The sequence below is a fragment of the Brevundimonas sp. Root608 genome, assembly GCF_001427825.1.
In the GTDB taxonomy this organism is placed as follows: domain Bacteria; phylum Pseudomonadota; class Alphaproteobacteria; order Caulobacterales; family Caulobacteraceae; genus Brevundimonas.
Genome location: NZ_LMGT01000006.1, coordinates 113960 through 140742 on the forward strand (window position 1 = coordinate 113960; position 26783 = coordinate 140742).

The window sequence follows — 26783 nt, forward strand, 5'->3', positions numbered from 1 at the left end:
TCAGCTCAGATACTGTTCGTGGATCGCCTGCCCGAGGCGGCCGTTCTCGCCGAGGAAGGCCTGGATGTATTCGTGCAGGCCCGACTGGAAGATGTCGTCCATGCGCGAATTGTCGAAGGCCCGCATCCGCTCCGCCGCCAGCCGCTGCGCCGGTCCCCGCCGGCCATAGTCGCTGGCCAGACGCTCCAGATACCGCACGATCGACGCCTGACAGCTGGCCAGCGAGCGCGGCATCTGACGGTTCAGCACCAGCAGATCGGCCACCAGCCACGGCTTGACCGAGTCCCGATAGACCCAGCGATAGGCGGTCAGCGCCGAGACCTCGCGCAGCAGGGTCGTCCACTGGAAATAGTCCAGCTGCCCGCCGACCCGTTCGCCCTCGGGCAACAGCAGATGGTATTTGACGTCCAGCAGCCGCGCCGTGTTGTCGGCCCGCTCGATGGCCGCCCCCAGGCGAAGGAAATAGTAGCCGTCGTTGCGCAGCATCGTCCGGCTGGTCGCGCCCTCGACCGACAGGGTGACCGTCTTCACCCACTCCAGGAAGCGGGCGAACTCGTCGCGGCGCGTCGGCTGGCCCTGTTCCTCCAGCCCGTTCCAGGCGCCGTTGATGGCCTCCCACAGCTCCACCGTGAGGGCCGTTCGCACCGAGCGGGCGTTGGTCCGCGCCCGGGTGATGCAGGCGGTGATCGACGAGGAATTGTCCGGCGCGAAGGCCAGATATTCCCGCACCGACTTCTCGGTCGGCGACCGGCCCAGCGCCTTGGGCGCGCCGGCGGAAGCGAGCGCGCTGGCCCATACGGTTTCCGCGTCGCCGTCGCCGCGCGTCGGAATGGCGGCCAGCCTCAGCGTGGCCTCGAGGATGCGGGCGAGAAAATCCGCCCGCTCGATATAGCGGCCGGTCCAGTACAGGCTGTCTGCGGTGCGGCTCAGCATTCAAACATCCAGCACCCACGTGTCCTTGGTCCCGCCGCCCTGGCTGGAGTTGACCACCAGCGACCCGGGCTTGAGCGCCACCCGCGTCAGACCGCCCGGCGCCACCTTCACCCCGTCGGGGCTCGACAGCACGAACGGCCGCAGGTCGACGTGGCGCGGCGCCAGCACGCCGGACTTGTCCAACGTCGGCGCGGTCGACAGCTCCAGGGTCGGCTGGGCGATGAAGTCGTCGGGATCGTTGATCAGCCGCTTGCGGAACGCCTCGATCTCGGATTTCGACGCCGCCGGCCCCACCAGCATGCCGTAGCCGCCCGATCCGCCGACCTCCTTGACCACCAGCTGATCCAGTTTCGACAGCACCTCCTTCAGCGCCTCGGGCTCGCGGCAGCGCCACGTCGGCACATTCTTCAGGATCGGCTCCTCGCCGGTGAAGAAGCGGATGATCTCGGGCATGTAGGTATAGACCGCCTTGTCGTCGGCCACGCCCGTCCCGACCGCATTGGCCAGGGTCACCGTCCCGGCCTGGTAGGCGGTCATCAGCCCCGGCACGCCCAGGGACGAATCCGGCCGGAAGGTCAGCGGATCGAGGTAGTCGTCGTCGATGCGGCGGTAGACGACGTCGACCTGCTGGCGTCCCTGCGTCGTGCGCATGAAGACCTTGCCATCGTCGACGAACAGGTCGCGCCCCTCGACCAGCTCGACCCCCAGCTTGTCGGCCAGGAAGCTGTGCTCATAATAGGCCGAGTTGAACGGCCCGGGCGTCAGCACCACGATCGTCGGGTCCGGCCCCGCCGCCTCTGGCGCGCAGGCCCGCAGCGAGCTCAGCAGCATGTCCGTATAGGTCTCGACCGGCCGCACCGGATAGTCGGCGAACAGGTCGGGGAACAGCCGCATCATCATCTCGCGGTTCTCCAGCATGTAGGAGACCCCGCTGGGCGTGCGGCAGTTATCTTCCAGCACGTAGAAGCCGTCCTCGCCCGTCCGCACCAGATCGACGCCGGCGATATGCACCCACACCCCGCGCGGCGGCCGGCGGCCCTGCATCTCGGGCACATAGTGGGGATTGGTCAGCACCAGTTCGGGCGGCAGGACGCCCGCCTTGAGACACTCCTGCGGGCCGTATACGTCGGCGAGGAACATGTTCATCGCCGTCACGCGCTGGATCAGCCCGGCCTCCAGCCCGGCCCATTCCGACGCCCCGATGATGCGCGGCACGACGTCGAAGGGGATCAGCCGCTCGCTCGACTCCGCGTCGCCATAGACGGCGAAGGTGATGCCCATGCGGCGGAAGAACAGCTCGGCCTGACGCGAGCGCGCCTGCAGCAGGCCGTCCGGCGCCTCGGCCAGCCAGCGGGCCAGCCCGCGATAACTGTCGCGGACATCCGCCCCGCACCCGGGCGCCCCACCTGACATCTCGTCGAACGCCATGCCGCTCCCGCTGCTCTGAAGATTCAGCGTGACCCGACAAGCGTCGCTGAGGCAACAGGAATGTTGCGGCGCGGCAAGCGTTCCGTCGCCTCAGGGGGCGGCCGACCGGGGCGGCGCGTTCTTCACATACTGGTCCAGCCAGCGGGTCATCTCCCACAGCGTATGACCCACGGATTCCCGTGCGCGATAGCCGTGGGCTTCCAGCGGCAGGACCACGTAGCGCACCGTCGCGCCATTGCCCTTGAGCGCCGCGTAGAACCGCTCGGACTGGACCGGGAAGGTACCGGAGTTGTCGTCGGCCTCGCCGTGGATCAGCAGGATCGGCTCATTGACCCGGTTGGCGTAGGTGAAGGGCGACATCTCCGTATAGGTCTCGGTCGCCTCCCAGTAGGTCCGCTGCTCGGCCTGGAATCCGAACGGCGTCAGGGTGCGGTTATAGGCGCCCGACCGGGCGATGCCGGTGCGGAACAGGTCGGTGTGGGCCAGCAGGTTGGCGGTCATGAAGGCGCCGTAGCTGTGCCCGCCCACGGCGATCCGTTCGCGGTCCGCCACGCCCATGCCGACCACGGCCTCGACCGCCGCCTCGGCGCTGGCCTTCAGCTGTTCGACATAGGTGTCGTTCGGCTCGGCTCCGCCCACGCCGACGATGGGCATCGACGGGTCGTCCAGCACGGCATAGCCCTGGGTCAGGAGGAACAGATGGCTGATGCCGCCGGGCCGCGTGAAGCGGTTGGCGCTGTCCACCACCTGGCCGGCCACCGCCGCGTCGGTGAACTCGGCCGGATAGGCCCACATCACCAGGGGCAGCGGACCGTCGCGGTCCTTGTCGTACCCCGCCGGCAGATACAACGTCCCCGACAGCGCCACGCCGTCGGCGCGCGTATAGGCGATGGTCTGCTTGCTGACCCCGGCCAGCTGCGGCGCCGGATCGGGGAAGGTCGTCAGGGCGTCCTGCCGGCTCGCATCCAGGTCGCGGACGAACAGGTTCGGCGGGTCGTTGCGGGTCTCGCGGCGGGTCACCAGACGGCGGCCTTCCTCGTCAAGGATGCCGACGACGCTCTCATAGTCGCCGCTGGCCGAGCTCCACAGCCTTTCGGACTGTCCGTTCGACAGGTCCATGGCCGCCAGGAAGGGGTACTCCCCCTCGCGCGTCGCGCCGGGGCCGGTTGTCAGCACCCGGCCGTCGCGGGCGAAACGGATGACGGGGAAGCCCTGGTCGTTGGGCTCGGTCACGGGCGAGCCCGGATCGTTGTACCGGTCCTGATAATTGCGCTCCAGCAGGACCCGCCCGCTGCCCGGGTTTGACGGATCGACCACATAGCGGGTCTCGTGCCGGGTGTTGAACCAGCGGCTGTTCACCAGGGCGGTGTCCGCGTCACCCCAGGTCACGCCGGCGTAGCGTTCCTTCAGGTCGATCAGCCGTGTCGGCCCGGCGTTGAACGGCGCCGCCAGCATGAACACCCGGTCGCGCACCTCGGCGGGCGTGCGCGGATCGCCGCCGTCCTGGGCCTCGGTCCAGACCAAGGTCGCGGGCGCATCGGCGCGCCACTGCACCGAGCGCGGGCCCGGCGCCACGGCGTCGAACGGCGTCGGGATGTTGTCCCTCAGGGGAAGGTCGGCGACCCGGTGAACGACCCGGCCCTGCAGATCGGTCACGACCACGTCCGCCGGGAACAGGGCGGCGGGCACGACATAGCTGTAGGGCCGCCTGGCCGTCGTCTGCAGCACGTGCTGCCCGTCGGGCGACACGCCCGCGCCGAGATACACAGCCGGAGCCCCCAGCGTGCGCGCCGGTCCATTCAGCGGAACCAGCGTCAGCTGCGAGGTGAAATAGTGGTCGAACAGGGCCTCGTCGCCGGCGTTGGACAGCAGGTCCTGATAGGTCCGCGCCGGGGCCGTCCGCCCCATGCTTTCCTCGACCGTCGGGCCGACGGGGGCTCGGCTCACATCCGGCGCCGCGCCGCGGCCTTCGGGCGTCATCCGCACCATCAGGCCCGAACTGTCCGGCAGCCAGTCGAAGGCCCCGCCCCCGGCCGCGTTGACACGGGCGTCGGTCAGCTTGCGCGCCTGTCCGCTCGCGACATCCACGACCCACAGCTCCAGCCCCGTCGGGGCGTCCATCATCAGGGCGATCGATTTTCCGTCCGGCGACCAGCTGGGCGAGAGGAACCGCGCATTGGCCGGCAGCGCGACCGTGCGCGCCTCGCCGCCCGCGACCGGCTGCAGGCTCAGCCCCGTCAGCCAGGTGACCCGGCTGTTCGCCGGCCCGTTGTTGCGCGGATTGATCCGGTATCCCGCGAGCCGCAGCATCGGCTCTGCCAGTTCGGCGATCGGCGGCAGATTGGCGCGCTCGAACAGCGCGAGGGTCGTCCGGTCGGGCGACAGGCTTGGCGTCGGCGTTGGCTTGGTGTCGAGAATGTCGGCGATCGGCGCGGGCGGCTGCTGGTAGGCCAGGCCGTCCTGGGCCAGCACCGGCCCCGCAAGGGCCGCCAGAAGTACGAAGGCGGGCAGAGCCCGTGCGAGCAGACCATGACGCATTTTGACTTCCCCAAACCACCACGCCCCACGGGCGCCGCACGCTAGGGTGCGGGGGAGACGGGGGTCAAGGGCGCCGGCTCTCCCGACCGCCCGCGGTCGCCCCGGTCATCGCATAGCAGCTGGCCCGGCTGGGCCGGTCGCCGTGCGGTCCGCCGTAGGCGGCGCGGACCGAGCACAGGTCGGCAGGGCTCAACTGGCCCTTCCAGCGGTCGGGGTTGCAGTAGTTCATGATCGATGCGGGGTCGTAATACTGCTCGTCGGCGACCTCGGCCTCCGGCGTGCCCAGGCGGGCGACGCAATCGGGCGCGCGCGGGCTGACGTGGTCGTGCGAAAAGCCGAGGGCGTGTCCCAGCTCATGCAGGGCGTCGGCGTAGAAACACCCCTCGCGCCCCACGGTCCCGCGCCGGCCGCAGATGCGGTTGGTGACCAGATAGTCGGCGTTCAGGGTGATGGCCCCGCCGCGCACCAGATTGACGCCCAGATGGCTGGACGAGGCGAACAGCTCGGGATCGTGCTCGATCCGTATGGGAATCCGGCGCGGCCCTGAGCCGGGCGCCGGACAGGCGGCGAGGATGTCGAACTCGACCCGGGCCACGGCCTCCCACGCGGCCGCGGCGTCCATCACCTTCTCCCGCGCCCAGGCGTCCGCCTCGGCCGGGGCCTCGAAACACATCGGCGCCCGCCCGTCCGGCCACAGGTCCGCCTGGGCCGGCGGCGGCGCGGCGGGCGGAGGCGGCGGTGGCGGCGGAGGCGGTGGAGGCGGTGGAGGCGGTGGAGGCGGCGGCGCCATCACCGGTGGCGGAACCTGATCCTGAAACACCGAACAGCCGGCCACAGGAACGCACAGCGCCGCCAGCGCCAGCACCAGAACGATCTTCAAACGGCTCATGCCCAGCGGCTTTCGGTCAGGGTCAACGACAGGTCGAGCGCCAGCGCCTGCGCGGGGCCCCGTCCGGCCTCCGGGGCCAGGTCCTCGGCCTCGACGCTGATGGTCACGGGCGCATCGCCCTCGCCGATCAGGTTCAGCACCTCCTCGCCGAACCGGAACGGCAGGACGTAGTCGCCGGCGTGGTGCGCCTCCACGCCTTCCCGCAGGTGCAGGAAGGTCGGCGACGACCCCAGAGATATCCGCCGCCCGGCGCAGCTCATGCGGATCTCGATCGACCGGTCCAGCAGCGTCTCGTTCGCGGCCCAGGCGACCGATCCGGCCCCCTCGATCATCAGCGTGTCGTCCGCCGCCCGCATCCGCGCCACGGCCTCCGCCGGCAGGGTCACGGACAAGCCGCCCTGCCCGTCTCCGCCCTCGGCCCGCATCCGGTGGACGACCCCGCCCAGCGGCTCGCGCCGCGTCGCTCCCGGCGGTCCCACCTCGGGCGCGTTGAACACCGGGAAGGGATAGAGATGGTCGTAGCCATAGCCCAGCGCCCGCGTCTCCAGCACGCTCCCAACCCGCCAGTCGCCCGTGTCCTCGCCTTGCCCGCCGACGAAGCCGTCCAGCGTCCGTGCGGTCCAGTCCTCGGGATAGACGCCGGCCGGCTGACGCGCGTGCCAGGTCGCCCAGACGCGGTCGACATTGCAGTGATGCAGCCAGAAAATGGGATCGGTCGCCGCCGTCGTCAGCCGCTTCATCACCCCGCCGACCAGTTCGTGGATGTAGTTGTGGCCATAGCCCTCGACCATCCCCGCCCCGGTCGGCAGCCGGCCCGCGAAGGTCGGAAAATCATCCGAGGTCAGCCGCGACATATACGGCGACCGGGCCCACCGGGCGGCGTTGAAGTCCAGGGTCTCGACGCCGCGCGCGCGCTGCCGCTCGTACAGCAGGGCGTCCTGCTCCGTGATCCACGACGGCAGGGTCCGATGCTCCTGCGCGTCCCAGTAGGGCATGGCGAAGGCGGCATGCCCCGTCAGGCCGGCGATGATCCGCTCGAGATGCAGCAGTTGCAGCCGGTGCCAGGGCAGGAACAGGCCGTTGTTGTGCTGGCCGTTGCGGGAGTGGATGGCGTTCTGCCGCGCCCAGGACCGGTCGTCGCGCCGCCGTTTCATCAGGGCCAGGCCTTCGCCGAAGGCCACCACATCGTCGCTGGTGGCGGACAGACCGCCGGCGCCGCGTCTTGTCCGCCGGGTCTGGCCCAGCGCCGGACCGGCGCACAGGCTCAGCATCGCGGCGCCGGTCAGGGCCTTCCGTCGGTCGATTTTCACCCATGCCCCCGCACATCTTCTGAACCGCGAAGGTTCACCAATCTCAACCTGGTGTCGACCCCGCGTCGCGCACCGGGTCCTGGCCGATGAACCGCGCCTGCCGCGCCGCCGTCCACATCTCGCGCAGGCCCTGACGCGGCTGATCGACGCCGAAGACGGCCAACCGGGCGACCCAGACCTCGGACAGCTGCTCCACCGTGCCCGCGATCCATCCCGGCGGCTGCTGCCGCGCCCAGTTCAGCGGCGACACGGCGTTGAACACCATCAGGAAGGCCGCCGTCATCAATACGGTCCGGCTGGTCCAGCGCCGGTCGCGCGCCGCCACGCCCTCGTCGTCCAGCGGCGGCGCGGGCGGAAAGGCGAACCGACCCAGGGCGGTCAGGGCGTTGTCGCGTGTCGGCAGGTCATGGGCGTCGGCCGTCTCGATCCAGTCGCTGGGCGGATCCTTCGGCGGCGGCGGCAGACTTTCGTACAGCGGCGGAAAGGGCGAATCCGCCCCCTGGAGCGGGAACGGCTCCAGCCTTTCCGGGGGATCTTCGTGCCTGCCTGTCGTGTCGTCGGTCATCGCGGGTCCAACGCCTCAGAACTGGAAATAGATGAAGGGCGCCACGCCCTCGGGGCGCACCGCCTCGATCAGCAGGAAGGCCGCGCCGACCAGCAGGCCCAGGGTGATCGACGGCGCCGTCTTCAGCCGCTCGGCCAGCCCCTCGACGGCGCGCGGCGGCAACCAGTGCATGGCCAGCCCGCCGAGGATCAGCATCAGCAGCAGCGGCGTCAGGGCGGCCACCGGCCCGATCCGCCCCAGGCCCTGCAGCATGGCCATGGCCATGTCGGAGCTCTCGGCCCGGAACAGGATCCAGCCCAGGCAGACGATGTGGAAGGTGACCAGCACCCCGACGACTGTCGGAACGACCTTGCGGTCCCCGAACGCCGCGCGACCCAGCCGCTCGATCACCTGCACCCCGCCGTGCAGCGCCCCCCAGGCCAGGAAGGTCCAGGCCGCCCCGTGCCACAACCCGCCCAGCACCATGGTGATGAAGACGTTGATGCACGACGAGATCAGCCCCCTGCGCCCGCCCCCCAGCGGCACATACAGGTAGTCCCGCAGCCAGCTGGACAGGCTGATGTGCCAGCGCCGCCAGAAGGCCTGCATCGAACTGGCGCGATAGGGCTGGTCGAAATTGCGCGGGAAGGAATAGCCGAGCAGGGCCGCGATCCCGATGGCCATGTCCGAATAGGCCGAGAAGTCGCAATAGATCTGGACCGCATAACCATAGACCGCCGCCGCGATATCCACCGCGCCATAGGCCGAGGGATCGAAGAACACCGGGTCGACCAGGTTCACCGAAATCTCGGACGCGATCACCGTCTTCTTGAACAGCCCCCAGACGATCAGCAGCAGGCCGTGGGTGGCCATCTCGCGCGTCAGTCGCGGCGTCCGGTCGAACTGCGGCAGCAGGTCCGACGCCCGCACGATCGGCCCCGCCACCAGATGCGGGAAGAAGCTCATCAGCAGCATGACGTCGAGCAGGCTCTTCGCCGCCGGCGTCTTCCCGCGATGCACGTCCACGACATAGCTGATGCCCTGGAAGGTGAAGAAGCTGATCCCCACCGGCAGCACGACCTGCAGCAGCGGCAGGTCCCGCTCCCAGCCGAACCGCGTCAGCAGGTCGCCGGCCTGCTCGATGAAGAAGCCGTAGTATTTGAAGAAGCCGAGGATCAGCAGATTGACCGCCACCCCCAGGCCGACCAGCCACGCCTTCCTCGCCCCGGGCTGTCTCGCGATCAGCGCCGCCACGCCCCAGTTCAGCACCGCCGACGCGATCAGCAGGCCGACGAACCGCCAGTCCCACTGGGCGTAGAAGAACCAGCTGGCCAGCAGCAGGAACAGCTTGCGCCGCCCGTTCTCGCGATCCAGCGACCAGGCCGTGAAATAGACGAACAGGAAGAAGACGCCGAAGGCCAGGGTCGGGAACAGCATCTAGCGCGGCCCTCCCGCCTTCCACGCGTCATAGGCGGCCAGAAGGTCGTCGGTCAGCACGCCGCCGATCCAGTCGGCCCCGGCCGAGGTGAAATGCACCCGGTCGCCGCGCATGAAGGGCTCGGCCTGCATCGCCAGCCGGTCCGCCGAACAATCGCCGCCCATCCGCCCGTGCCAGTCCCAGAACGCCACACCCATGTCGGCGGCGACCCGGCGTTGCACGTCCCGCACCACGGCCAGCGAGGGGGGCGGCGCGCGCCGGCCGTCGGCGCTGCAGCCCCCCGCCGCGCCCGTCCGCTGGGCGTCGGGCGCGCCGAGGATCAGCACCGACGCGCCCCAGCCGCGCAGCCGCTGCACCTGCGCCCGCAGCAGCGCCTCCCAGGCGCCCGGATCAAGACCATCCTCGAAGCCGTCGTTGACGCCCAGCGCCAGAATGACGAGGTCCGCCCCCGCCAGCTCCGGCCTGTCCGGCCAGCCCGCGAACGTCTCCAGCGTCGCCCCCACCACGCCGACCTCGCTCATCATCAGTCCCGGCGCGGCCCCATCGACGGCATAGCCGAAGCGCCCCTGAAGCTGCGCCCGAACCCGACCCGTGACGCGCGCCCCGGCCGTATGGCTGTCGCCGTACTGGACGACCCTCACCGGGGCGACGCGCCGCCCGGCCTCGGTGTCGGCCAGGGCCTGAAAGAACCCCGTCAGCGTCCCCGGCTGACACAGCCCGCCCGCGCAGATCGAGGCCCCCGGCGCCGACCGCGACAGCGACAGATAGGGAATCTCCTGCGCGGCGGCCCCGGGCGCCGCGGCGCACAGACCGGCTGCGATGACCGCCTCCAGGCGCCTCATCCTCAGGCGGCGGGCGCCGCGAGGGGAGCCGCCGGCCGATCCAGCCCCGCGTCGTGCTTCAGGCGCGCCGTCACCGGCGCGCTGAGCCGCGAATATCCGGCCATCGACATGTGGATTCCGTCGTTGGCCCGCATCAGCACGCGTCGCCCGCTGTCGGCGGGGAGATAGGCTTCATACCCGCCCTCATCGTTCGAGGTCAGGGCGGTGGTTTCGATGTACGGCACGCCCAGCGCCCGCATCCGCGCCTCGACGACGCCGTTGATCAGCGTCATCCTGGCGTCGAACGACGCCCGCTTCATCCGTGGCAGGCCGACCCAGTAGACGGCCACGTCGCGGCTGCGCAGCAGGCCCACAAGGTCGTCGACCCGCTTGGCGTAGGCGGCCTTCCAGCCGTCCGAGCCGAACGGATGGATCTGCCCGTCCATCTCGATGCCCTGGGCGTCATTGGTGCCGAACAGCATGATCGCGACATCCACCGGCTGCGCGTCCAGCTGGCCCCGGGTCTTCGCCTGGATGTCGACGTAGTCGTAGCGGCTCAGCCCCGTCGACACCTGCGAGAATTTGCTCACCGTCACATCCGGCGTGTGCTGCAGGTCGCGGTACAGGCCTGCGTACAGGCCGTCGGCCATGGAATCCCCGAACACGCCGATGCGCAGCGGCCCGCGGGCCAGTCGCGCGTCCAGCGGCGTCACCGTCGGCAGGACCGGCGCCGCGACCGGAACGACCGGCGCCACCGGCGCGGGCGGGGCGGACGCCGCGGCCCTGTCGCCCAGCATGATGGTCGGATGGCGCAGCCATGCCCGGCCGTCGGGCGTCAGCACCAGCCCGGCCAGCACGCCGACCGCGAAGGTCGCCGTCAGAGCGTTGACGCCAGCACGCAAGACTTTTCCCCGACTGAACCCCGTTCCGTCGGACCTTTTACCTTATCGCCGCCCGACCGCCACCTCGCGCCCGTCTCACGGGAAGAAAAAGGTTAACCGAAGCGGCCTTCGGCCCCCAGGGTCGGCGTCAGCCGAACCGTCCTTCAGCCCAGCGCGCGGCGAAATAGCCCCCCAGCGCCGACAGGGTCGTCAGGGCCGTGCCCCAGCACAGGTCGATGATCGTCAGTCGCGTCGACCAGACATTCAGCGTCGCCTGATTGGTCAGGTCATAGGTCGCATAGGCCACGAACCCGAGCACCGCCCCGTTGATCGCCGCCCTCTGCCACGCCCCTTCGCGCAATGCCGGTTCCACGGCCAGGAACACCGTCCCCGCGATCGAGATCAGGTAGAAGGCCACGGCGGCCTTCATGTCAGGCTTGTCGGCCAGGATCGGACCCAGCACCGGCCTGTACAGCCGGTCGGTCATGGTCGTCAGCCAGACCGCGTCGACCGCGGCGAAGGTCAGCCCGGCGCCCAGATAGGCGGCGACATATTTGATCATCGGTTCTGCTCCGTCAGACCGGCTTCAGCAGGTAATGGCTGACCGCCCAGGTGTTTCCGTCGTCATTGCCGAACAGCCCGGCCGTCGCCAGATAGAACCGCCGCCAGCGCCTCCGCCACAGGAGCGCGTCGGCGCCGTAGGTCTCCCGCATCAGCTCCATCACCCGGTCGCCGTTGGCGTCCATATTGGCCAGCCAGTCGTCCGCGGTGCGCCTGTAGTTCACCCCGTTCCAGGTCCATTCCCGCTCGACCTCGAACAGGTCCGGGAACTGCCGCATCAGCCCCCGGCTGGGCATGACCCCGCCGGTGAAGAAATGCTGGGCGATGAAGTCGCCGCTGTCGGTGTGGTCGAACCGGTACGGCGCGTCGCGGTGGGTGAAGACATGGATGAACATCCGCCCGCCCGGCTTCAGCCAGCCGTGCGCCCGTCCCAGCAGCGCCCGCCAGTTGGCCATATGCTCGAACATCTCGACCGAGACGATCCGGTCATAGCCCTCGCCCATGGGCGTCGGAGCGTGGAAGTCGTTCATGTCGGCGGTGATGACCGTCAGATTGGTCAGGCCCCGGGCGGCGGCCTGGGCCTCGATATGCTGGCGCTGGCCATGACTGTTCGACACGGCGGTGATTCTCGACCGGGGGTACCGCTCGGCCATCCACAGGCTCAGCGAGCCCCAGCCGCAGCCCAGTTCCAGCACGCGCTGCCCGTCCGTCAGGGCGGCGTGGGCGCAGGTCTCGTCCAGCGCGGCCTCCTCGGCTTCGTTCAGCGTCGTTTCCGCGGTCGGGTACAGGCAGCACGAGTATTTCAGCCGTTGCCCCAGACACAGCTGGAAGAATTCCGGCGGCAGTTCGTAGTGCTGCTCATTGGCCGCCGTCGTGTGCTCGGCGATCGCCCGCTTGGCCATGTCGCGGGCGAAGGCCGCCTCGTCGTGCGGCCCTTCCCGATCCAGCCTCTTGCGCGCCTCCGAGACCAGGCTGTCGATCGCCGGCCGGGCGACGAGATCGGGAAACGGCGCATCCTGAAGCCGGCGAATGGCGGCGGTGGCGAGGCTCATGCTTTGGTCCTGACAGGCTGACGACCCATCCAGCTACGGGCCGGCGTCGCATCCGGATGTACGGCATCCATCACAGCCCCCGGCTCGTAGCTGTTCGCGAGTTTCGCTGGAGCCTGCATGCCCCCCCACCTCGTCGCCACATCCCCGACGCCTCCCGGCCAGCGCATCGCCGTCGTCGGTTCGGGCATCTCGGGCCTGTCCTGCGCCTGGCTCCTGTCGCAGTCGCACGACGTGACCCTGTTCGAGGCGGACAGCCGGCTGGGCGGTCACTCCCATACCGTCGACGCCCCCTCGCCCAGAGAACCGGTCGCCGTCGATACCGGCTTCATCGTCTACAACGAGGCCAACTATCCCAATCTGACGGCCCTGTTCGAACATCTGAAGGTGCCGACCAAGCCGGCCATGATGTCCTTCGCCGTCTCGATCGACGACGGGGCCTTCGAATATTGCAGCCAGGGCATCGGCGCCCTGTTCGCCCAGAAGCGCAACTACGCCAGCCCCAGATTCTGGCGCATGATCGGCGACGTGCTGCGCTTCCAGAAACAGGCCCCGCGCGACCTGCCCGCGCTCGAGAAGTCGGGCGAAACCCTCGACGCCTACCTGACCCGCGGCGGCTACGGCACCCTGTTCCGTGAGGCCCATCTGCTGCCCCAGGCCGCCGCCATCTGGTCGTGCACCATGGGGCAGATGGCCGGCTATCCGGCGGCCTCCTTCGTGCGGTTCTACATGAACCACAACCTGCTCAAGGTGGACCTGAAGCCGACCTGGCGCACCGTGGACGGCGGCAGCCGGTCCTATGTCTCCCGTCTGGTCGAGGCCTTCCGCGGCCGGGTCGTCACGGACGCCGGGATCACCGGCGTCCTGCGCGGTCTCGACGGCGCGGCCCTGCGCTTCGCCGACGGCCGGATCGAGCGCTTCGACGCCGTCGTCCTGGCCACCCATTCCGATCAGGCCCTGGCGCTCCTGGAGTCCTCCTCGGCCGAGGACCGGCGCCTGCTGGGCGCCATCGAATACCGGCCCAACAGGGTGATCCTGCACCGGGACACGGCGTTGATGCCCAAACGGCGCAAGGCCTGGGCGGCCTGGACCCACCTCGGCTATTCCGACCGCGCGGGCGAAGGCGGCGTCACCTACTGGATGAACGAACTTCAGAGCCTGCCCGGCCCGCCCCTGTTCGTCAGCCTCAATCCCGCCAAGGCCCCCGACCCCGAACTCGTGATCGGCGAATGGGACTACGAACACCCCGTCTTCGACGCCGCCGCCGTCGCCGCCCAGTCGAAACTGTGGAGCCTCCAGGGCCGCCGCAATGTCTGGTTCGCGGGCGCCTGGTTCGGTTCGGGCTTCCACGAGGACGGCCTGCAGGCCGGTCTGGCGGTGGCCGAACAGCTGGGCGGCGTCCGCCGTCCATGGACCGTGGCTCACGAGAGCGGCCGCATCCATGTGCACGATCCGTCCGGCGCCCCGGACCGGCTGACCGAGGCGGCGTGACCCTCGCCCATCCCCACGCCCCGTCATCCTCGGGCTTGACCCGAGGATCAGACGATCCGACCCTCGGTTTCATGGGCCGAAGTCGGGATCAGCGGATCACCACGGCCGGTCTTGGCCGCCCTTCGTCCGATCCTCGGGTCAAGCCCGAGGATGACGGAAAGGGGGGAGCCGGCCTGTCCTCCGCCCTCTACGTCGGCGAGGTCGTGCACCAGCGCACCCGCACCTTTGACCATCGCCTGCGCTACCGTCTCTGGATGGTGCTCGCCGACCTCGACGAGCTGGACGGACTGCAGGACCGCCTGCGCCTGCTCCGCCGCCGGTTCGGCCCGATCACCCTCAGGACCGCCGACCATGGCGACCGCTCCGGTCGGCCGCTGCGCCTCCAGATCGAGGCTCATCTCGCCGCGGCGGGCATCGACATCGCCGGCGGCCCGATCCGCCTGCTGACCATGCCGCGCATTCTCGGCTACGGCTTCAACCCGATCAGCGTCTTCTTCTGCCACACCCCCGACGGCGCCCTCGCCGCCCTGCTGTACGAAGTCACCAACACCTTCCACGAGCGCCACAGCTATCTGGTGGCGGTTCCGTCTCCTCCCCCCAGGGGGGTGGAGGAAGAAGCGGCGGAGCCGCTTCGACGACCGGACCATGCGGAGCATGGTGGAGGGGGCGCTCCCGCACTGATCCGCCAGTCCGTCGAAAAGCGGTTCTTCGTCTCTCCCTTCATGGACCGGGACCTGACCTACGACTTCACCGTCCGTCCGCCGGGAGAAGCCGTCTCCGTCGTGGTCGCCGTCCGTCGCGGCGACACGCCCATCCTGACCGCCAGCTTCGCCGGCCTCCGTCGCCCCCTGACCGACGGCCAGCTGCTGCGAGCCTTCGTCACCCACCCCTTCCTGACCTGGAAGGTCACCTGGGGCATCCACTGGGAGGCGCTGACGATGATGCTCAAGGGCGCCCGATACCGGGTCCGCGGCGCGCCGCCGGGCCAACCGGTGACCCATGGGTCCGTCCGATTCTGACGTAGGGCGCCGCCATAGTGCGGATGGGCGTCGACGGCCGTCGGACGAAGTGGACGTTATGGACGCTTTGGACGGTGTTTTCTTCTCTTCGGCCTGACGCGAGCCGGAGGCATTGGACGGTCTGGACGGTTTGGACGGTGTTTTTTCCGGCCCGCCTTGCCCGTCCCGCCTCGCCACGTTACGGACGGACGAGCGCCGCGAATATTCATCAAGCGGTGAAAATATGAGGAAGCGATGCGGAAGATCTTCCCCGACGCGGCGTCCGCCCTCGAGGGCCTGACCTTCGACGGCATGACCGTCATGTCCGGCGGCTTCGGCCTGTGCGGCATTCCCGAGCACCTGATCGCCGCCCTGCGCGACAGCGGCGTCAAGGGCCTGACCGTCATCTCCAACAACGCCGGCGTCGACGGCTTCGGCCTCGGCCAGCTGCTGGAGACCCGCCAGATCGCCAAGATGATCTCGTCCTACGTCGGCGAGAACAAGGAGTTCGAGCGCCAGTACCTGGCCGGCGAGCTCCAGCTGGAGTTCAACCCCCAGGGCACCCTGGCCGAACGCATTCGCGCCGGCGGGGCCGGCATCCCGGCCTTCTTCGTCAAGACCGGCGTCGGCACCCTGGTCGCCGAAGGCAAGGAAGAGCGCACCTTCAACGGCGAGCGCTACATCATGGAGACGGGGCTCCTGGCCGACCTGTCGATCATCAAGGCCTGGAAGGCCGACGGCCGCGGCAATCTCCAGTTCCGCAAGACCGCCCGCAACTTCAACCCGATGATGGCCACGGCCGGCAAGGTCACGGTCGTCGAGGTCGAACACATCGTCCCGACCGGCTCCCTGGACCCCGACTGCATCCACACCCCCGGCGTCTATGTCGACCGCATCGTCCTGACCGTGCCCGAGAAGCGCATCGAGCAACGCACCGTCCGTACCCGGGAGACCGCATAATGGCCCGCACCCGCGAACAACTGGCCGCCCGCGCCGCGAAAGAGCTGCAGGACGGCTTCTACGTCAACCTCGGCATCGGCATTCCGACCCTGGTGGCCAACTACATCCCGCACGGCATGGAGGTCACCCTCCAGTCCGAAAACGGCATGCTGGGCATGGGCCCCTTCCCCTATGAGGACGAGGTCGACGCCGACCTGATCAACGCCGGCAAGCAGACCATCACCGAGATCCCCGAGAGCAGCTATTTCAGCTCGGCCGACAGCTTCGCCATGATCCGCGGCGGCCACATCAACCTGTCGATCCTCGGGGCCATGGAAGTCGCCCAGAACGGCGACATCGCCAACTGGATGATCCCGGGCAAGCTGGTGAAGGGCATGGGCGGCGCGATGGACCTGGTCGCCGGCGTCAAGCGCGTCGTCGTGGTCATGGATCACGCCAACAAGCACGGCCAGTCCAAGGTCCTGAAGGAATGCACCCTGCCCCTGACCGGCACGGGCGTGGTCAGCCGCATCATCACCGACCTGTGCGTCTTCGACGTCAAGCCGGACGGCTCGGGCCTCGAACTGATCGAACTGGCCGAGGGCGTCACCCTCGAGGAAGTCGCGAGCAAGACCGAGGCAAGCTACACCGTTGCGGCTGACCTGAACTCGTAGGCATACTCCCCCGGAACCGGCCGCAGAGCCGGTCTGGTGGGAGCATCGAGATGGCGGACGGAGCCTACCGCTGGCAGGGCGCCGCCCCTGCGCCGGACGCGGCGCGGGTCGACGGCATCGACGCGGCCTTTGACGAGGCCGCCGCCCACGCCTTCGGCGAACCGGCCCGCATCGCCGCCGTCGAACGCATCGAGCGCGCCCTGACCGCCGCCCGCGCCGAAAGCCTCGAAGCCGCCGCCGCCGCCCTGGCCCAGCTCCGGTCCCGCATCGACGCCTTGCGGCCCGAGGCTCTCGAACCCCGCCGCGGCCTCGCCGGCCTGTTCGACAGCCGCGGCAAGCGCCTGAACCGTTTCCGCGAACAGTTCCGCTACGCGGCGGACCGTCTGACCGACAGCGGCGCCACCCTCGCCGACCCCGTCGAAGCGGCCGCGCGCCGCGCGACCGCGCTGGACGGCGTCTGGGCCGAGGTCCGCGACGCGGTCGCCGATCTGGACGCCCACCTGGCCGCCGCCGCCCGACGCCTGTCCGGCCTGGCGCCCGCCGACGACGGCGCCGCTCATCCGCTGGAGGGCCGCAAGGCGATGCTGGACGCCTGCCGCGCAGCCGCTCTTCAGTCCCTGTCGTTGATCCGGGGCGCCCAGAACGCCGACGCCCGCACCGCGGAAACGCTCAAATCCTGCACGGACGGGCTCGCCGCCTGGCGCGACGACTGGCGCGAGGCGCTGGGCTTGTCCGGAAAACGTCCCCGCCGCATTCGCCCTGACAGGGACCGTCTGGCCCGCAGCCGTGATCAGGCGCTGGCCCGGATCGACCGAACCCTCGGCGAAATGACCACCTTGGGCGCCCGCCGCGGCGATGTCGAGCGCCGGCTGGCCGCCCTGGGAACCAGCCTCGGGATCTAGCGGGTGTTGGCCTCGGTCCAGGCCACGATCTGGGTGTTCAGGTCGCGCGTGGCCATGTCGAACGCCTCGACGATGGCTCCCACCCGGTTCTCGGTCGCGGGCTGCTCGACGCTGAACATACGCTCGGCCGAGACGGTCCGTTCCGGCGAGGTCGTCACCCGGGCCCGGGCCGTGATCACCACGGTCGGAATCGCGCCCGGCGCGTCATAGCGCGCCTCGAAGGCCCGCATGTCGATGTCCAGGCTGCGACCGCTGCGCACCGGCTCCCGGGGCCCGATCAGGCGAACCCGTGTGGCCTGGCCGGCGAAGGCGTTCTCCAGGCTTTCCATGTACAGGTCCTCGGCCGGAGACACCCACCGGGCCCCCGCGATATAGGCCGTCTCCGTGCCGGTCACGCCCAGCAGCCGATCGCCCTCGACCGCCTCGGGGAACTCGACCCGTCGCAGCGCGATCGAGGTCGCGTTCGAGCCCACGGTTTCAGCCACGGCCGGAGCCGACCCGCCGAAGCGATAGGTCTGCACCGGATCGGGAGAGCTCAGCAGGGCGCAGCCCGCGAGCATGGACGCGGCGGCGCCGATGGCGGTCAGCCGGATGAGGGATGAACGGATCACGGCTGGACCTCCATTTCCTTGGTCGGCGCGCGGCCGATAAAGTCGCGCGGGCTGGACCGCACCTCTTCCACCAGGCCTTCAAGCGCCCGCGTGGCGTCCTCAAGGCTCTGGATCGACTGCTGCAGCTGCGGCAGGCCGGTGGTGGCGAAATCGCTGACCGGCCGTTCCAGTCCGCTGATGGTGCGGTTGGCCGACGTCGCGGCTTCCGCGGCCTGCTCGGCCGCCCGGTTGATGTTGGCGATCGCCTGACGGCCGTCGCCCTCGATCAGCTGACGCGCGCTGACGCCGAGCGCCTGGTATTCGCCGATGGCGGCGTTGGCCTTGGCCAGGGCCTGCTCGAGTTCGGCGAACATCCCCTTGCGGGCCTCGAGTTCGCTCGACAGGGCCTCGACGTTCTTCACGCTGGTCGAGAACGATCGGATGTTGTCGTCCGAAAGCACCCGGTTGATCCGGTTCAGAGCATCCACGGCCTGCGCCAGCACCGTCCCCGAGCCGCTGAGCAGCTCGGCGATCGGCGACGGCTGGCTCTGGATCACGGGCACGACATTGTCCGGATACTGGGTCTTCAGGATCGCGCTCTGCGGATTGCCGGCGGTGACCTGGATATAGTTCAGGCCGGTGATGCCCTGGGGCTCCAGCTGGGCCCGCGAGGTCACCCGTATCGGGGTGGTGCCGTCCACGCGGATGCGGGCGATAACCTGGTCGCCCTTCTTCGGGTCGAGGTTCAGGTCGGTCACCTCGCCGACGCGGATGCCGTTGAAATGGACCTCGCCGCCCTCCGAAAGCCCCCGCACCGGTCCGTAGAAGACGATGTCATAGACGTCGTAGTCGTCGTTGAATTGCAGGCGGGCCAGCCAGATGCTGAACACCGCCAGCGCCGCCAGAAGGGCGATGGTGGCGATGCCGACGGCGGCATAATGGGCGTCTCGTTCCATCTGGTCCGCTCTCCTCAGGCGGCTCTGTCGGCGGCGCGTCCGCGCGGCCCCAGAAAATATTCCTTGATCCAGGGATGATCAGAACGCTCGAGCTCCTGAACCGTCGCCTTGGCCACAATACGTTTGTCGGCGACCACGGCCACCTTGTCCGTGATGGCATAGAGGCTGTCGAGGTCGTGGGTGATCATGAAGACGGTCAGCCCGAGGTCGTCGGAAAGCCTTCGGATCAGGTCGTCAAAGGCCGCCGCCCCGATGGGGTCGAGGCCGGCGGTCGGTTCGTCGAGGAACAGGAGTTCCGGGTCCAGCGCCAGCGCGCGGGCGAGGCCGACGCGCTTGCGCATGCCGCCGGACAATTCGGCCGGCTTCAGATGGTGGGAGTCCGGCTTCAGCCCGACCATCGCGATCTTCATCTCGGCAAGCTCGCGGATCACGTCCTTCGGCAGCCGGGTGTGTTCAACCAGGGGCGACGCGACATTCTCTATGACGCTCAGCGCGGAGAACAGGGCGCCTTGCTGGAACAGAATGCCTGTTCGCCGTTCGACGTCGGCTTCCTGGTCCGCTCCCATGGTCGCGCGGTCGTAGCCCAGGATGCTGACGGAGCCGCCCTCGGGCTCCTTGAGGCCGATGATCGAGTTGAGCAGGACGGTCTTGCCCGAACCGGAGCCGCCGACGACGCCGAGGACTTCGCCGCGCTCGACGACGAGGTCGAGGTTTTCGTGGATCACCCGCTCCCCGAACTGGCTCAGCAGGCCGCGCACCTCGATCAGGTGTTCGGGCGCGGTCGGGGTCGCAGCCGGGGCGGTCACCAGTTCAGCTCCAGGAAGATCATCGCAAATACGGCGTCCAGGAAGATGATGGCGAAGATCGCCTGCACCACGGCGGCGGTGACCCTGCGGCCAAGGCTCTCCACATCGCCCGCAACGGCCATGCCCTGACGGCACCCGATGGCCGCGATGACCACCGCGAACACAGGCGCCTTGAGCAGGCCGACGCCGAGGTGAGTGCTCATCTTGGCGTCCTCGGTCATCCGCTGGATGAAGAAGGCGGGTCCGTATCCCAGTTCCGCCCAGGTCACGATCAAACCGCCGAACAGGCCGGCGATCATGCCAACGAAGGTCAGCAACGGCAGCATGGCGAGCATCGCGGCAAGCCGTGGGATCACCAGCGCCTGGAACGGATTGACGCCCATCACTCGCATGGCGTCGACCTCCTGGTTCATCCGCATCGAGCCGATCTCGGCCGCGAACGACGACGATGACCGGCCTGCAAGCAGGACCGACGTGATGACCACGGCGAACTCGCGAAGCACCGACACGGCGACCAGTTGCACGGTGAAGACGCCGGCGCCGAACTGGGTCAGCAGATTCGCGCCCAGGAAGGCGATGACCGCCCCGATGAAGAAATTCGTCGTGGCGATGATCGGGATGGCGTCCAGCCCCGACCGTTCGCCCTGGCTGAACCAGGCGGCCCAGCGAATCCGGCCGGGATGGCCCAGGGCCGTTCCGACCGCCACGATCAGCCGACCGAAGAAGGCCATCGATAGTGTGGCTTCGGCCGCGATATCGCCCACGCCGCGGCCGACCTTGGCGAAGCCGCGCACCCATCCGGGCGACCGCTTTGGCGGAACCGCGCTTTCACGCTCCAGCTTCGCCACCAAGGCGTAGGTGCGGCCAGCCTCGGGACGCTGGGTCCAGGTGGACTTGGGCAGGACGCCTCCGACGGCCTGGACGATGGCCAGGGCGCCGGCCGTATCGAACCGGCCCAGTTCCGTCAGGTCGACCGCCCCGATCTCCCGGTCGTGCAGTTCCTCGTTCAGCCGGCGCGAGATCCGGCCAAGCTCGGTCGCGGTCCAGTCGCCGGTCAAGCGCAGGGTCAGACCCGGTTCGCCGTCGTCGATGTCAAAATCCGCTACGGCCATGCCCCTACCTAGATTGCGCCGTTCGATTTGCCTACGCCGGCCGAACGGCAAAGCTGGGGCAGACCTCACAACGCGGCGCCGCCGTATTCGTTCAGCCACGGTTTCAGATGTTTAAAGGTCAAGCAGCGCCCGCACGCGCGTCAGATCTTCGACGAAGCGGCCGCGTTCGACGGTTTGGCTGACCTCGTCCGGCAGACGCAGCAGGTACGAAGGGTGCACGGTCATCAGGACGCGGGACCCATCGGGCTGGGCGATCACTTGACCCCGTTCCTTCGTCACCGCCGCCCTGCGGCCCAGCACCCCCAGCGCCGCTGTCGCGCCCAGGGTCACAATGACCTTCGGCTTCACCAGCCGCCGTTCCGCTTCCAGCCACCAGCGGCAGGCGCTGACCTCGCTGGCGAGCGGCGTCCTGTGAATACGACGCTTCCCCCGCGGCTCGTGCTTGAAATGCTTCACGGCGTTGGTGACGAAGAGGTCGTCCCGGTTGATCCCCGCTTCCTCGAGCGCGGCGTCCAGGACCCCGCCCGCGGGGCCGACGAAAGGACGGCCTGTCAGGTCTTCGTGATCGCCTGGCTGTTCGCCCACGATCATCAGCCGCGCCTTCCTCGGCCCCTCGCCGCAAACACCCTGGGTCGCGTCCCGCCACAGCGGACAGTGCCGGCACGCCTGAACCGCCTGACCCAGTTCTTCCAGCGTCGAGGGCACGAACCCTTCATCGAAGGCGTGATCGCGCCCCATGCGCGACAGGGTCTTCGCGAGACGCGGATTGGGCTGGGGTGCGGGCATGGCGACCATGGCTTCGGTGCGAAGCGCCGCCCGAGCCACCAGTTCCGGGATCAGTGCCGCCTCGGGCAGGTTTTTCCAGTACCGTTTGGGCATTTCGCCCTGCATGGTCTTGGTCTTCAGCCGCGCCGGATTGAAGGTGGAGGCATAGTAAGTCTTCCAGAATTCCTCGATCTCGTCCTGCGCCGGCGCCATGTCGCGTGTCGCCGGTGGACCGAACGTCAGCGTCTCCCCGTTCCAGATGGCGCTGCCGTCCGGGGTCAGGATCGACCAGCGCATGGTCGTGAAGCGCCGGACGAAGAACGGCGCCGTCCTCTCCACCACCCGATGCGCCGGCTCGAACCAGGCGACCCACGCCTCGCCCGTCGAGTCCTCGACCCGCCGGAAGCGGACAAAGGCCTTCATCTTGTGGCTGGCGCGACTGACGTTTTTCGCCCGCTCCAGGGCGTCGGCCACGTCGGCGTCGGTGACCACCTTCATCAGGTCGGGCTCGTCCTTCAGCCGCCACAGCAGCCGGTACATGAGGTCGAAACGGTCGTCGGACCGGTGGAGGATCACCGCCCTCGCCAGATCGACGAAGGCCTTGGGCGCGGCGAACGCGGGCCCGCCGCCGCTCGGCGGTCCAGCCTCGTCGAACAGCCTGCCCTCATTCGCGCCCATCCTGAAGGCAGCCGCGCCGGGCGGCACCCCGGCTTGCCGGAACGCACGCGCCGCCTTCCGCCAGCCGTCGAAATCCGTCTGATGCGTCAGCGAGGCGACGCGCATCAGAAAAGGCTCATCTGGACCGGCTTGGGTTCCGGGACGATCCGGGCGCGAAGGTCAGCCGCGTCTGTCAACCCACCCGGCGTCCAGTCCAGAGCAGTGATGAAGGGCCGCACCTTGTCGATGCCGCGGCACAGCCGGCCGATGTCCTCCAGCCGCAAGGTCCGCCAGCGTCGGACCTGAACGATCCGGTTGACCGACTTTACGCCGAGGCCCGGCACCCGCAGCAGCATCTCGCGCGGTCCGGTGTTCACATCGACCGGGAACGAAGCGCGGGAGTTCAGCGCCCAGGCCAGTTTGGGATCGATGGCCAGATCGAGCATCCCGTCCACGGCGGCCTCGCCGATCTCGGGCGGTGAAAAGCCGTAGAACCGCATCAGCCAGTCGGCCTGGTACAGGCGGTGCTCGCGCATCAACGGGGGCTTCGACAGGGGTAGCGCGCTGGACGAATCCGGGATCGGGCTGAAGGCCGAGTAGTAGACGCGGCGCAGGCCGTAACCGCCGTACAGCGAGGCCGCCCGGTCGATGATCTCGGTGTCCGGCGCCCCGTCGGCGCCGACGATCAGCTGGGTCGACTGGCCCGCCGGCGCGAATTTCGGAGGCTGCGCCCGATCTCTCCTGTCCGGCCGCGCCGCATCGACCTTCAGTCGCACCTGGCCCATGGCCTTCTTGATGACGCCGACGTCCTTCTGGGGAGCCAGCCGCCGCAAGGCCTCGTCGCGCGGCAGTTCGATGTTGGCGGACAGACGGTCGGCGTAGCGACCCGCCTCCTCAATCAGTCCCGGATCGGCTTCAGGGATCAGCTTGAGATGGATGTAACCGCGGAAGTCGTGCTCCTCCCGCAGCGTCTTCGCCACAAGCACCAGCTGCTCCATCGTATAGTCCCCGGAGCGGATGATGCCCGACGACAGGAACAGGCCCTCGATATAGTTCCGCCTGTAGAAGTTCAGCGTCAGCTGGACGACCTCGTCGACCGTGAAGCGTGCGCGCGGAACGTTGGAGGACGCCCGGTTGATGCAGTAGGCGCAGTCGTAGACGCAGAAATTGGTCAGCAGGATCTTGAGCAGCGACACGCACCGGCCGTCCGGGGTGTAGGCGTGACAGATGCCCATGCCCTCCGTCGAGCCGATCCCCTTGCCGCCTGTCGAGTCGCGTTTCGACGTTCCCGATGACGCGCAACTGGCGTCATACTTGGCCGCGTCCGCGAGGATCGCCAATTTTCTGCGGAGGTCGATCTGGGTCATGCGTTCATGGTATGTTCCATGCGCGCACCGCGGTCCAGCGTGGCCATAAAGGCGATTTGTCGCGTCAGCTCAGATAGTTGAGCAGGGACACCTGACGCAGCTGGCTGATCACCTGCGCCGAGGCCTGGATCGCGATCTGAGACAACTGCAGATCGGTCACAGCCTTGGCCATGTCAGCGTCCGTCCGGCTCGACACCAGTTCGTCCAGCGCGTTCTTCTGGGCGGTGTGGCCGGCCGAGATGCTCTCCACCTGCTTGGCCAGCGAGCCGGTCTTGGCCACCTTGTCGATAACGGCCGAGCCGGCCTGTTCCAGCCGGCTGAGCTGGGTGGTCAGGAAGGTCTTCTGCGCCTCGGTCAGCTTGCCGGTCAGCGGCCCCTGCCCCGCCGTCGCGTGGAAAATCTGCACGTCGCGCAGAATGCCCAGCACATCCGTCCCCAGTTCGTCGGCCAGGAATCCGGTCTCCAGCGTCGTGCCGTCGGCCACCCGGCTGACCGTCTTCAGGGCGTCGTTCCGGAAGACCGAGGCGACGCCGGGCGCGGCCGCGAGCTCGGTCAGGTTCGTTACATCCAGAGGCGCGGTCGTGGTCGAGGCGCCGGCGAACAGATAGCCCCCCTGGTGCCGCATGTTCAGGCCGCCGCGGATCGACTGGAACTGGCCTTCCATCTCCAGCATGAGGGACCCGGCGGAATCCGTAGACAGCGCGCTGCCGATGGCCTCGCGCAGACCGCTGATGCCGTCGTTGATCTGGTTCATCGCCAGATCCTGGGTGGTCAGGCGTGACGTCACCGCCTCGGCCGTGTCGATGAAGCCCTGTATGCGGCTCTGGGCCCCTTTCAACGCCGTGAGCGTCTCGGACTGCCGACCGAAGCCGGTCAGGTCGGTCGCGTTCTTCTGGGTCGAGACCCGCTCCTGCGCCTCGGCCGACCGCGTTTGCGTGTTCATCAGGTTCAGCAGGGCCGACTGATAATTTCCGTAGGTGGCGACGCGGGTCATCAGACAATCCCCATCAGCGTTTCGTACATGTCCTTGCACGCCTGGATCAGGCGGGCGGAAGCGTTGAAGGCCTGTTGGTAGGTGGTCATCAGCACCAGTTCCTCATCCAGATTGACGCCTTCGTGCGCCGTCTGGCGGGAACTGGCCTCCGAGTAGAGCGCCGCCGCTGTCTCCTGGCGGTTCTTCGCCGCCGCCGCCCGGCCGCCGATTTCGCCCGACATTTCGGAGGCGTAGCGCGACACCGAGATCGAACCGCCCGTGGATCCGCCGGCCGGCTGGAAATTGGCCGACTGCTCTCCGGCGTCGGCCAGGACAAGCGCGCCGCGGCCGTCGCCCGTGCTGAGAGCCGTCGTGCCGGCGGCCGCCGCCAGATTGAGCTGCGCCAGCGCCAGTCTCGAGGGCGTCTGCCGGATGTCCGCGCGCAGGGCGAAGCTGTCGGCCCGGGACGAACGGACGCCGCCGGCGATGCCGAACAACTCAGTGACCGACACGCCCGAGGGGACTTGGGTCGTCGTGTCCGCGAGGACGCTGAGGATCGGGGCCGGATTGCCGTAACCCGTAAAGCTCAGCGAACCGTCGGAGGCGAGAGAGAAGGCCCCGAAGCGCCCGATCCCGAGCGCGGGGTCGTTCAGGCGGTTGACGAGGTCGCCCACGGTCCCGCCAGGCGGGACAGCAACCTCAAGATCGCGCAACCGCGATCCCGTTTCGCCGGTGAAGCGGAAAGTCAGGGTTTCGCCGGTGGTGAAGCCGTGCGGAGACGCCGCCGTCAGACCGTTGTCGTAAAAGGCGGGGCGGTCGGCCGAGATCAGGTCGTTGAGACCGAAATAGTGCGAAAAGCCCCTGCCCGCCTTTGCCGAAGGCGTGGTCGCGTCGTCCGCGACGGCGACGCCATTCGGAGCCGTCGCCGTGATGCTGAGACGGCCGTCGGCGAAGCTGGCCGTGGCGGCCCCGCCCAGCTGGGCGTTCAGGACGGTCAGGAAGTTCGCCGGTGTGGCCGGAGCGCCGTTGACGGTCATGGTCGCGCCGGAGAAGACGATGTCCGCCCGGCTCTGGACGACGCCCGCCGCATTGGTGATCGCGACGGTGGTCTGCCCGGCGAAGCCGGCGATGGCGGTTTCGAACGACTGGCCGACGTTCCGTCCTTTCAGGCTGATCGGGGCCGGCACCGAGGAGTTCGCATTGTGCGCGCGGTTCAACTCGTCCGCGACATGGGAAACCAGTTCCGCCAGGCGCTCGGCCGCCGCTGGCGCCTCGATGTCGCGCAGTTCGACCAGGCCCTTGATCTCGCCCGAGGTGACGCTGTCCAGGAGAGAGCGCTTCTGACCGCCCGGCTCGGTGATCCACAGTTCGTTGAAGGCCGTCTCGCCCGTGACGGTGCCCGCGCGGTTGTAGTCCAGCGTAGCCGCGCCTTGACCGGCCAGCAGGGTGCCCGAACCGGTCCGGATCGACACGCCGCCGACGGGCCGGACCGAGACCCGGATGTCCACCATTTCCGCCAGTTGGCCGATCAGGGCCGCCTGGGCCGTTTCGGCCCCGGAGGCGTCGCCATCGACGGCGGTGGCGCGGGCGATTTCGAGGTTCAGGCTCTCGATCTGCTTGAGGAGGCCATTGGTCTTTTCGATCGCGCTCTGGATACGGCCGTCGGCGTCCTCGCGGACCGCCTGGATCTGTTTGCCGATGCGGCCGGCCTCGTCGAACAGGGCCTGGGTCTTGAACAGGGCGTCCTGACGGCGCGGCGAGGAGGTCGGATCCTCGGCGCTGGCGGCGAAGGCCGAAAACACGCCATCGACCTGGGAGAAGAAGCCGCTGTCGCCGCCGGGATCGCCGAAAAGCGACTGGATGCGGTCATACAGTTCGTAACGCACGCTTTCGCGCGCGGCGTTCGCGCCGGCGTTCAGGCTGGCGGCCTGGAGAAAGCGGTCGGTCGCCAGACGGATGCGGGACACCTCGACGCCGGAGCCCATGCCCTGGCTGGTCAGGGAGGTCTGATCCGCGATCTTGCGGACATAGCCGGGCGTGTTGACGTTGGAGACGTTGTCCGAGACGACGCGCAACTGGGTCTGGGCGGTGGCCAGTCCCGAAGTCGCCGTGTTCATGATGGCGTTCAGCGACATCCGGCGGTCTCCATACGAGCGGCGCC

General features: G+C 68.9%; 24 protein-coding genes. 5 read left to right on the top strand and 19 right to left on the bottom strand.

What is annotated here, in order from left to right:
* The 11 genes from ASD59_RS10075 to ASD59_RS10125 form a co-directional block, all read right to left on the bottom strand.
* Positions 1-933, bottom strand: coding sequence for an alpha-E domain-containing protein (locus ASD59_RS10075; RefSeq protein ID WP_055831473.1), 933 nt, complete (start codon positions 931-933; stop codon positions 1-3).
* Positions 934-2361 (bottom strand): circularly permuted type 2 ATP-grasp protein, encoded by a 1428-nt coding sequence (locus ASD59_RS10080; protein WP_055831475.1) that lies wholly within the window; start codon positions 2359-2361, stop codon positions 934-936.
* 90 nt (positions 2362-2451) lie between these two features.
* A complete protein-coding gene (locus ASD59_RS10085; protein WP_055831478.1) occupies positions 2452-4899 on the bottom strand; it encodes an alpha/beta hydrolase family protein in 2448 nt (815 codons plus the stop codon).
* Between the two features lie 64 nt (positions 4900-4963).
* Entirely contained in the window at positions 4964-5788 is an 825-nt protein-coding gene (locus ASD59_RS14455) for a hypothetical protein (protein WP_082560156.1), read from the bottom strand.
* Positions 5785-7098, bottom strand: a complete 1314-nt coding sequence (locus ASD59_RS10095; protein ID WP_055831482.1) for a tyrosinase family protein — start codon at positions 7096-7098, stop codon at positions 5785-5787. Before ASD59_RS10095 ends, ASD59_RS14455 begins: the two co-directional genes overlap by 4 nt.
* A gap of 43 nt (positions 7099-7141) precedes the next feature.
* A complete protein-coding gene (locus ASD59_RS10100; protein WP_055831485.1) occupies positions 7142-7663 on the bottom strand; it encodes a hypothetical protein in 522 nt (173 codons plus the stop codon).
* 15 nt (positions 7664-7678) lie between these two features.
* Positions 7679-9079: an MBOAT family O-acyltransferase gene (locus ASD59_RS10105; protein ID WP_055831487.1), complete on the bottom strand. Its 1401-nt coding sequence runs from the start codon at positions 9077-9079 to the stop codon at positions 7679-7681.
* On the bottom strand, positions 9080-9922 hold the full coding sequence (locus ASD59_RS10110; protein ID WP_055831489.1) for a GDSL-type esterase/lipase family protein: 843 nt from the start codon (positions 9920-9922) through the stop codon (positions 9080-9082).
* A gap of 2 nt (positions 9923-9924) precedes the next feature.
* The gene (locus ASD59_RS10115; protein WP_055831491.1) at positions 9925-10803 is read right to left on the bottom strand and encodes an SGNH/GDSL hydrolase family protein; all 879 of its coding nucleotides are present in this window, start codon (positions 10801-10803) and stop codon (positions 9925-9927) included.
* Between the two features lie 127 nt (positions 10804-10930).
* The gene (locus ASD59_RS10120) at positions 10931-11344 is read right to left on the bottom strand and encodes a DUF2177 family protein (protein WP_055831493.1); all 414 of its coding nucleotides are present in this window, start codon (positions 11342-11344) and stop codon (positions 10931-10933) included.
* Between the two features lie 13 nt (positions 11345-11357).
* Complete coding sequence (locus tag ASD59_RS10125; protein WP_055831495.1) at positions 11358-12395, bottom strand: SAM-dependent methyltransferase; 1038 nt, start codon at positions 12393-12395, stop codon at positions 11358-11360.
* Positions 12396-12512: 117 nt separating this feature from the next.
* Here ASD59_RS10125 and ASD59_RS10130 point away from each other — a divergent pair, with 117 nt between their 5' ends.
* From ASD59_RS10130 to ASD59_RS10150, 5 genes are all read left to right on the top strand, one after another.
* The gene (locus tag ASD59_RS10130) at positions 12513-13883 is read left to right on the top strand and encodes an NAD(P)/FAD-dependent oxidoreductase (protein ID WP_055831498.1); all 1371 of its coding nucleotides are present in this window, start codon (positions 12513-12515) and stop codon (positions 13881-13883) included.
* A gap of 71 nt (positions 13884-13954) precedes the next feature.
* Positions 13955-14902: a DUF1365 domain-containing protein gene (locus ASD59_RS10135; RefSeq protein WP_082560157.1), complete on the top strand. Its 948-nt coding sequence runs from the start codon at positions 13955-13957 to the stop codon at positions 14900-14902.
* Between the two features lie 234 nt (positions 14903-15136).
* A complete protein-coding gene (locus ASD59_RS10140) occupies positions 15137-15841 on the top strand; it encodes a CoA transferase subunit A (RefSeq protein WP_055831500.1) in 705 nt (234 codons plus the stop codon).
* A complete protein-coding gene (locus tag ASD59_RS10145) occupies positions 15841-16494 on the top strand; it encodes a 3-oxoacid CoA-transferase subunit B (protein ID WP_055831502.1) in 654 nt (217 codons plus the stop codon). The genes ASD59_RS10140 and ASD59_RS10145 overlap by 1 nt, the downstream gene beginning before the upstream one ends.
* 50 nt (positions 16495-16544) lie before the next feature.
* Positions 16545-17396, top strand: coding sequence for a toxic anion resistance protein (locus tag ASD59_RS10150; protein WP_055831504.1), 852 nt, complete (start codon positions 16545-16547; stop codon positions 17394-17396).
* Here the strand turns inward: ASD59_RS10150 and ASD59_RS10155 are convergent.
* The 8 genes from ASD59_RS10155 to flgK form a co-directional block, all read right to left on the bottom strand.
* Positions 17393-18007 carry an ABC-type transport auxiliary lipoprotein family protein gene (locus ASD59_RS10155; RefSeq protein WP_055831506.1) on the bottom strand — a complete coding sequence of 205 codons (615 nt, stop codon included), beginning with the start codon at positions 18005-18007 and terminating at the stop codon, positions 17393-17395. The genes ASD59_RS10150 and ASD59_RS10155 overlap by 4 nt on opposite strands.
* Positions 18004-18942: an MlaD family protein gene (locus ASD59_RS10160; RefSeq protein ID WP_055831509.1), complete on the bottom strand. Its 939-nt coding sequence runs from the start codon at positions 18940-18942 to the stop codon at positions 18004-18006. The genes ASD59_RS10155 and ASD59_RS10160 overlap by 4 nt, the downstream gene beginning before the upstream one ends.
* Before the next feature lie 14 nt (positions 18943-18956).
* Positions 18957-19748 (bottom strand): ABC transporter ATP-binding protein, encoded by a 792-nt coding sequence (locus ASD59_RS10165; protein ID WP_055831511.1) that lies wholly within the window; start codon positions 19746-19748, stop codon positions 18957-18959.
* A complete protein-coding gene (locus ASD59_RS10170) occupies positions 19745-20860 on the bottom strand; it encodes an MlaE family ABC transporter permease (RefSeq protein WP_055831512.1) in 1116 nt (371 codons plus the stop codon). The genes ASD59_RS10165 and ASD59_RS10170 overlap by 4 nt, the downstream gene beginning before the upstream one ends.
* Before the next feature lie 111 nt (positions 20861-20971).
* Complete coding sequence (locus ASD59_RS10175; protein ID WP_055831514.1) at positions 20972-22408, bottom strand: UdgX family uracil-DNA binding protein; 1437 nt, start codon at positions 22406-22408, stop codon at positions 20972-20974.
* Positions 22408-23649, bottom strand: a complete 1242-nt coding sequence (locus ASD59_RS10180; protein ID WP_055831515.1) for a putative DNA modification/repair radical SAM protein — start codon at positions 23647-23649, stop codon at positions 22408-22410. The genes ASD59_RS10175 and ASD59_RS10180 overlap by 1 nt, the downstream gene beginning before the upstream one ends.
* 64 nt (positions 23650-23713) lie before the next feature.
* Positions 23714-24643 (bottom strand): flagellin, encoded by a 930-nt coding sequence (locus ASD59_RS10185; protein WP_055831516.1) that lies wholly within the window; start codon positions 24641-24643, stop codon positions 23714-23716.
* On the bottom strand, positions 24643-26757 hold the full coding sequence (gene flgK / locus ASD59_RS10190; protein ID WP_055831517.1) for a flagellar hook-associated protein FlgK: 2115 nt from the start codon (positions 26755-26757) through the stop codon (positions 24643-24645). Before flgK ends, ASD59_RS10185 begins: the two co-directional genes overlap by 1 nt.
* Between the last annotated feature and the right edge of the window lie 26 nt (positions 26758-26783).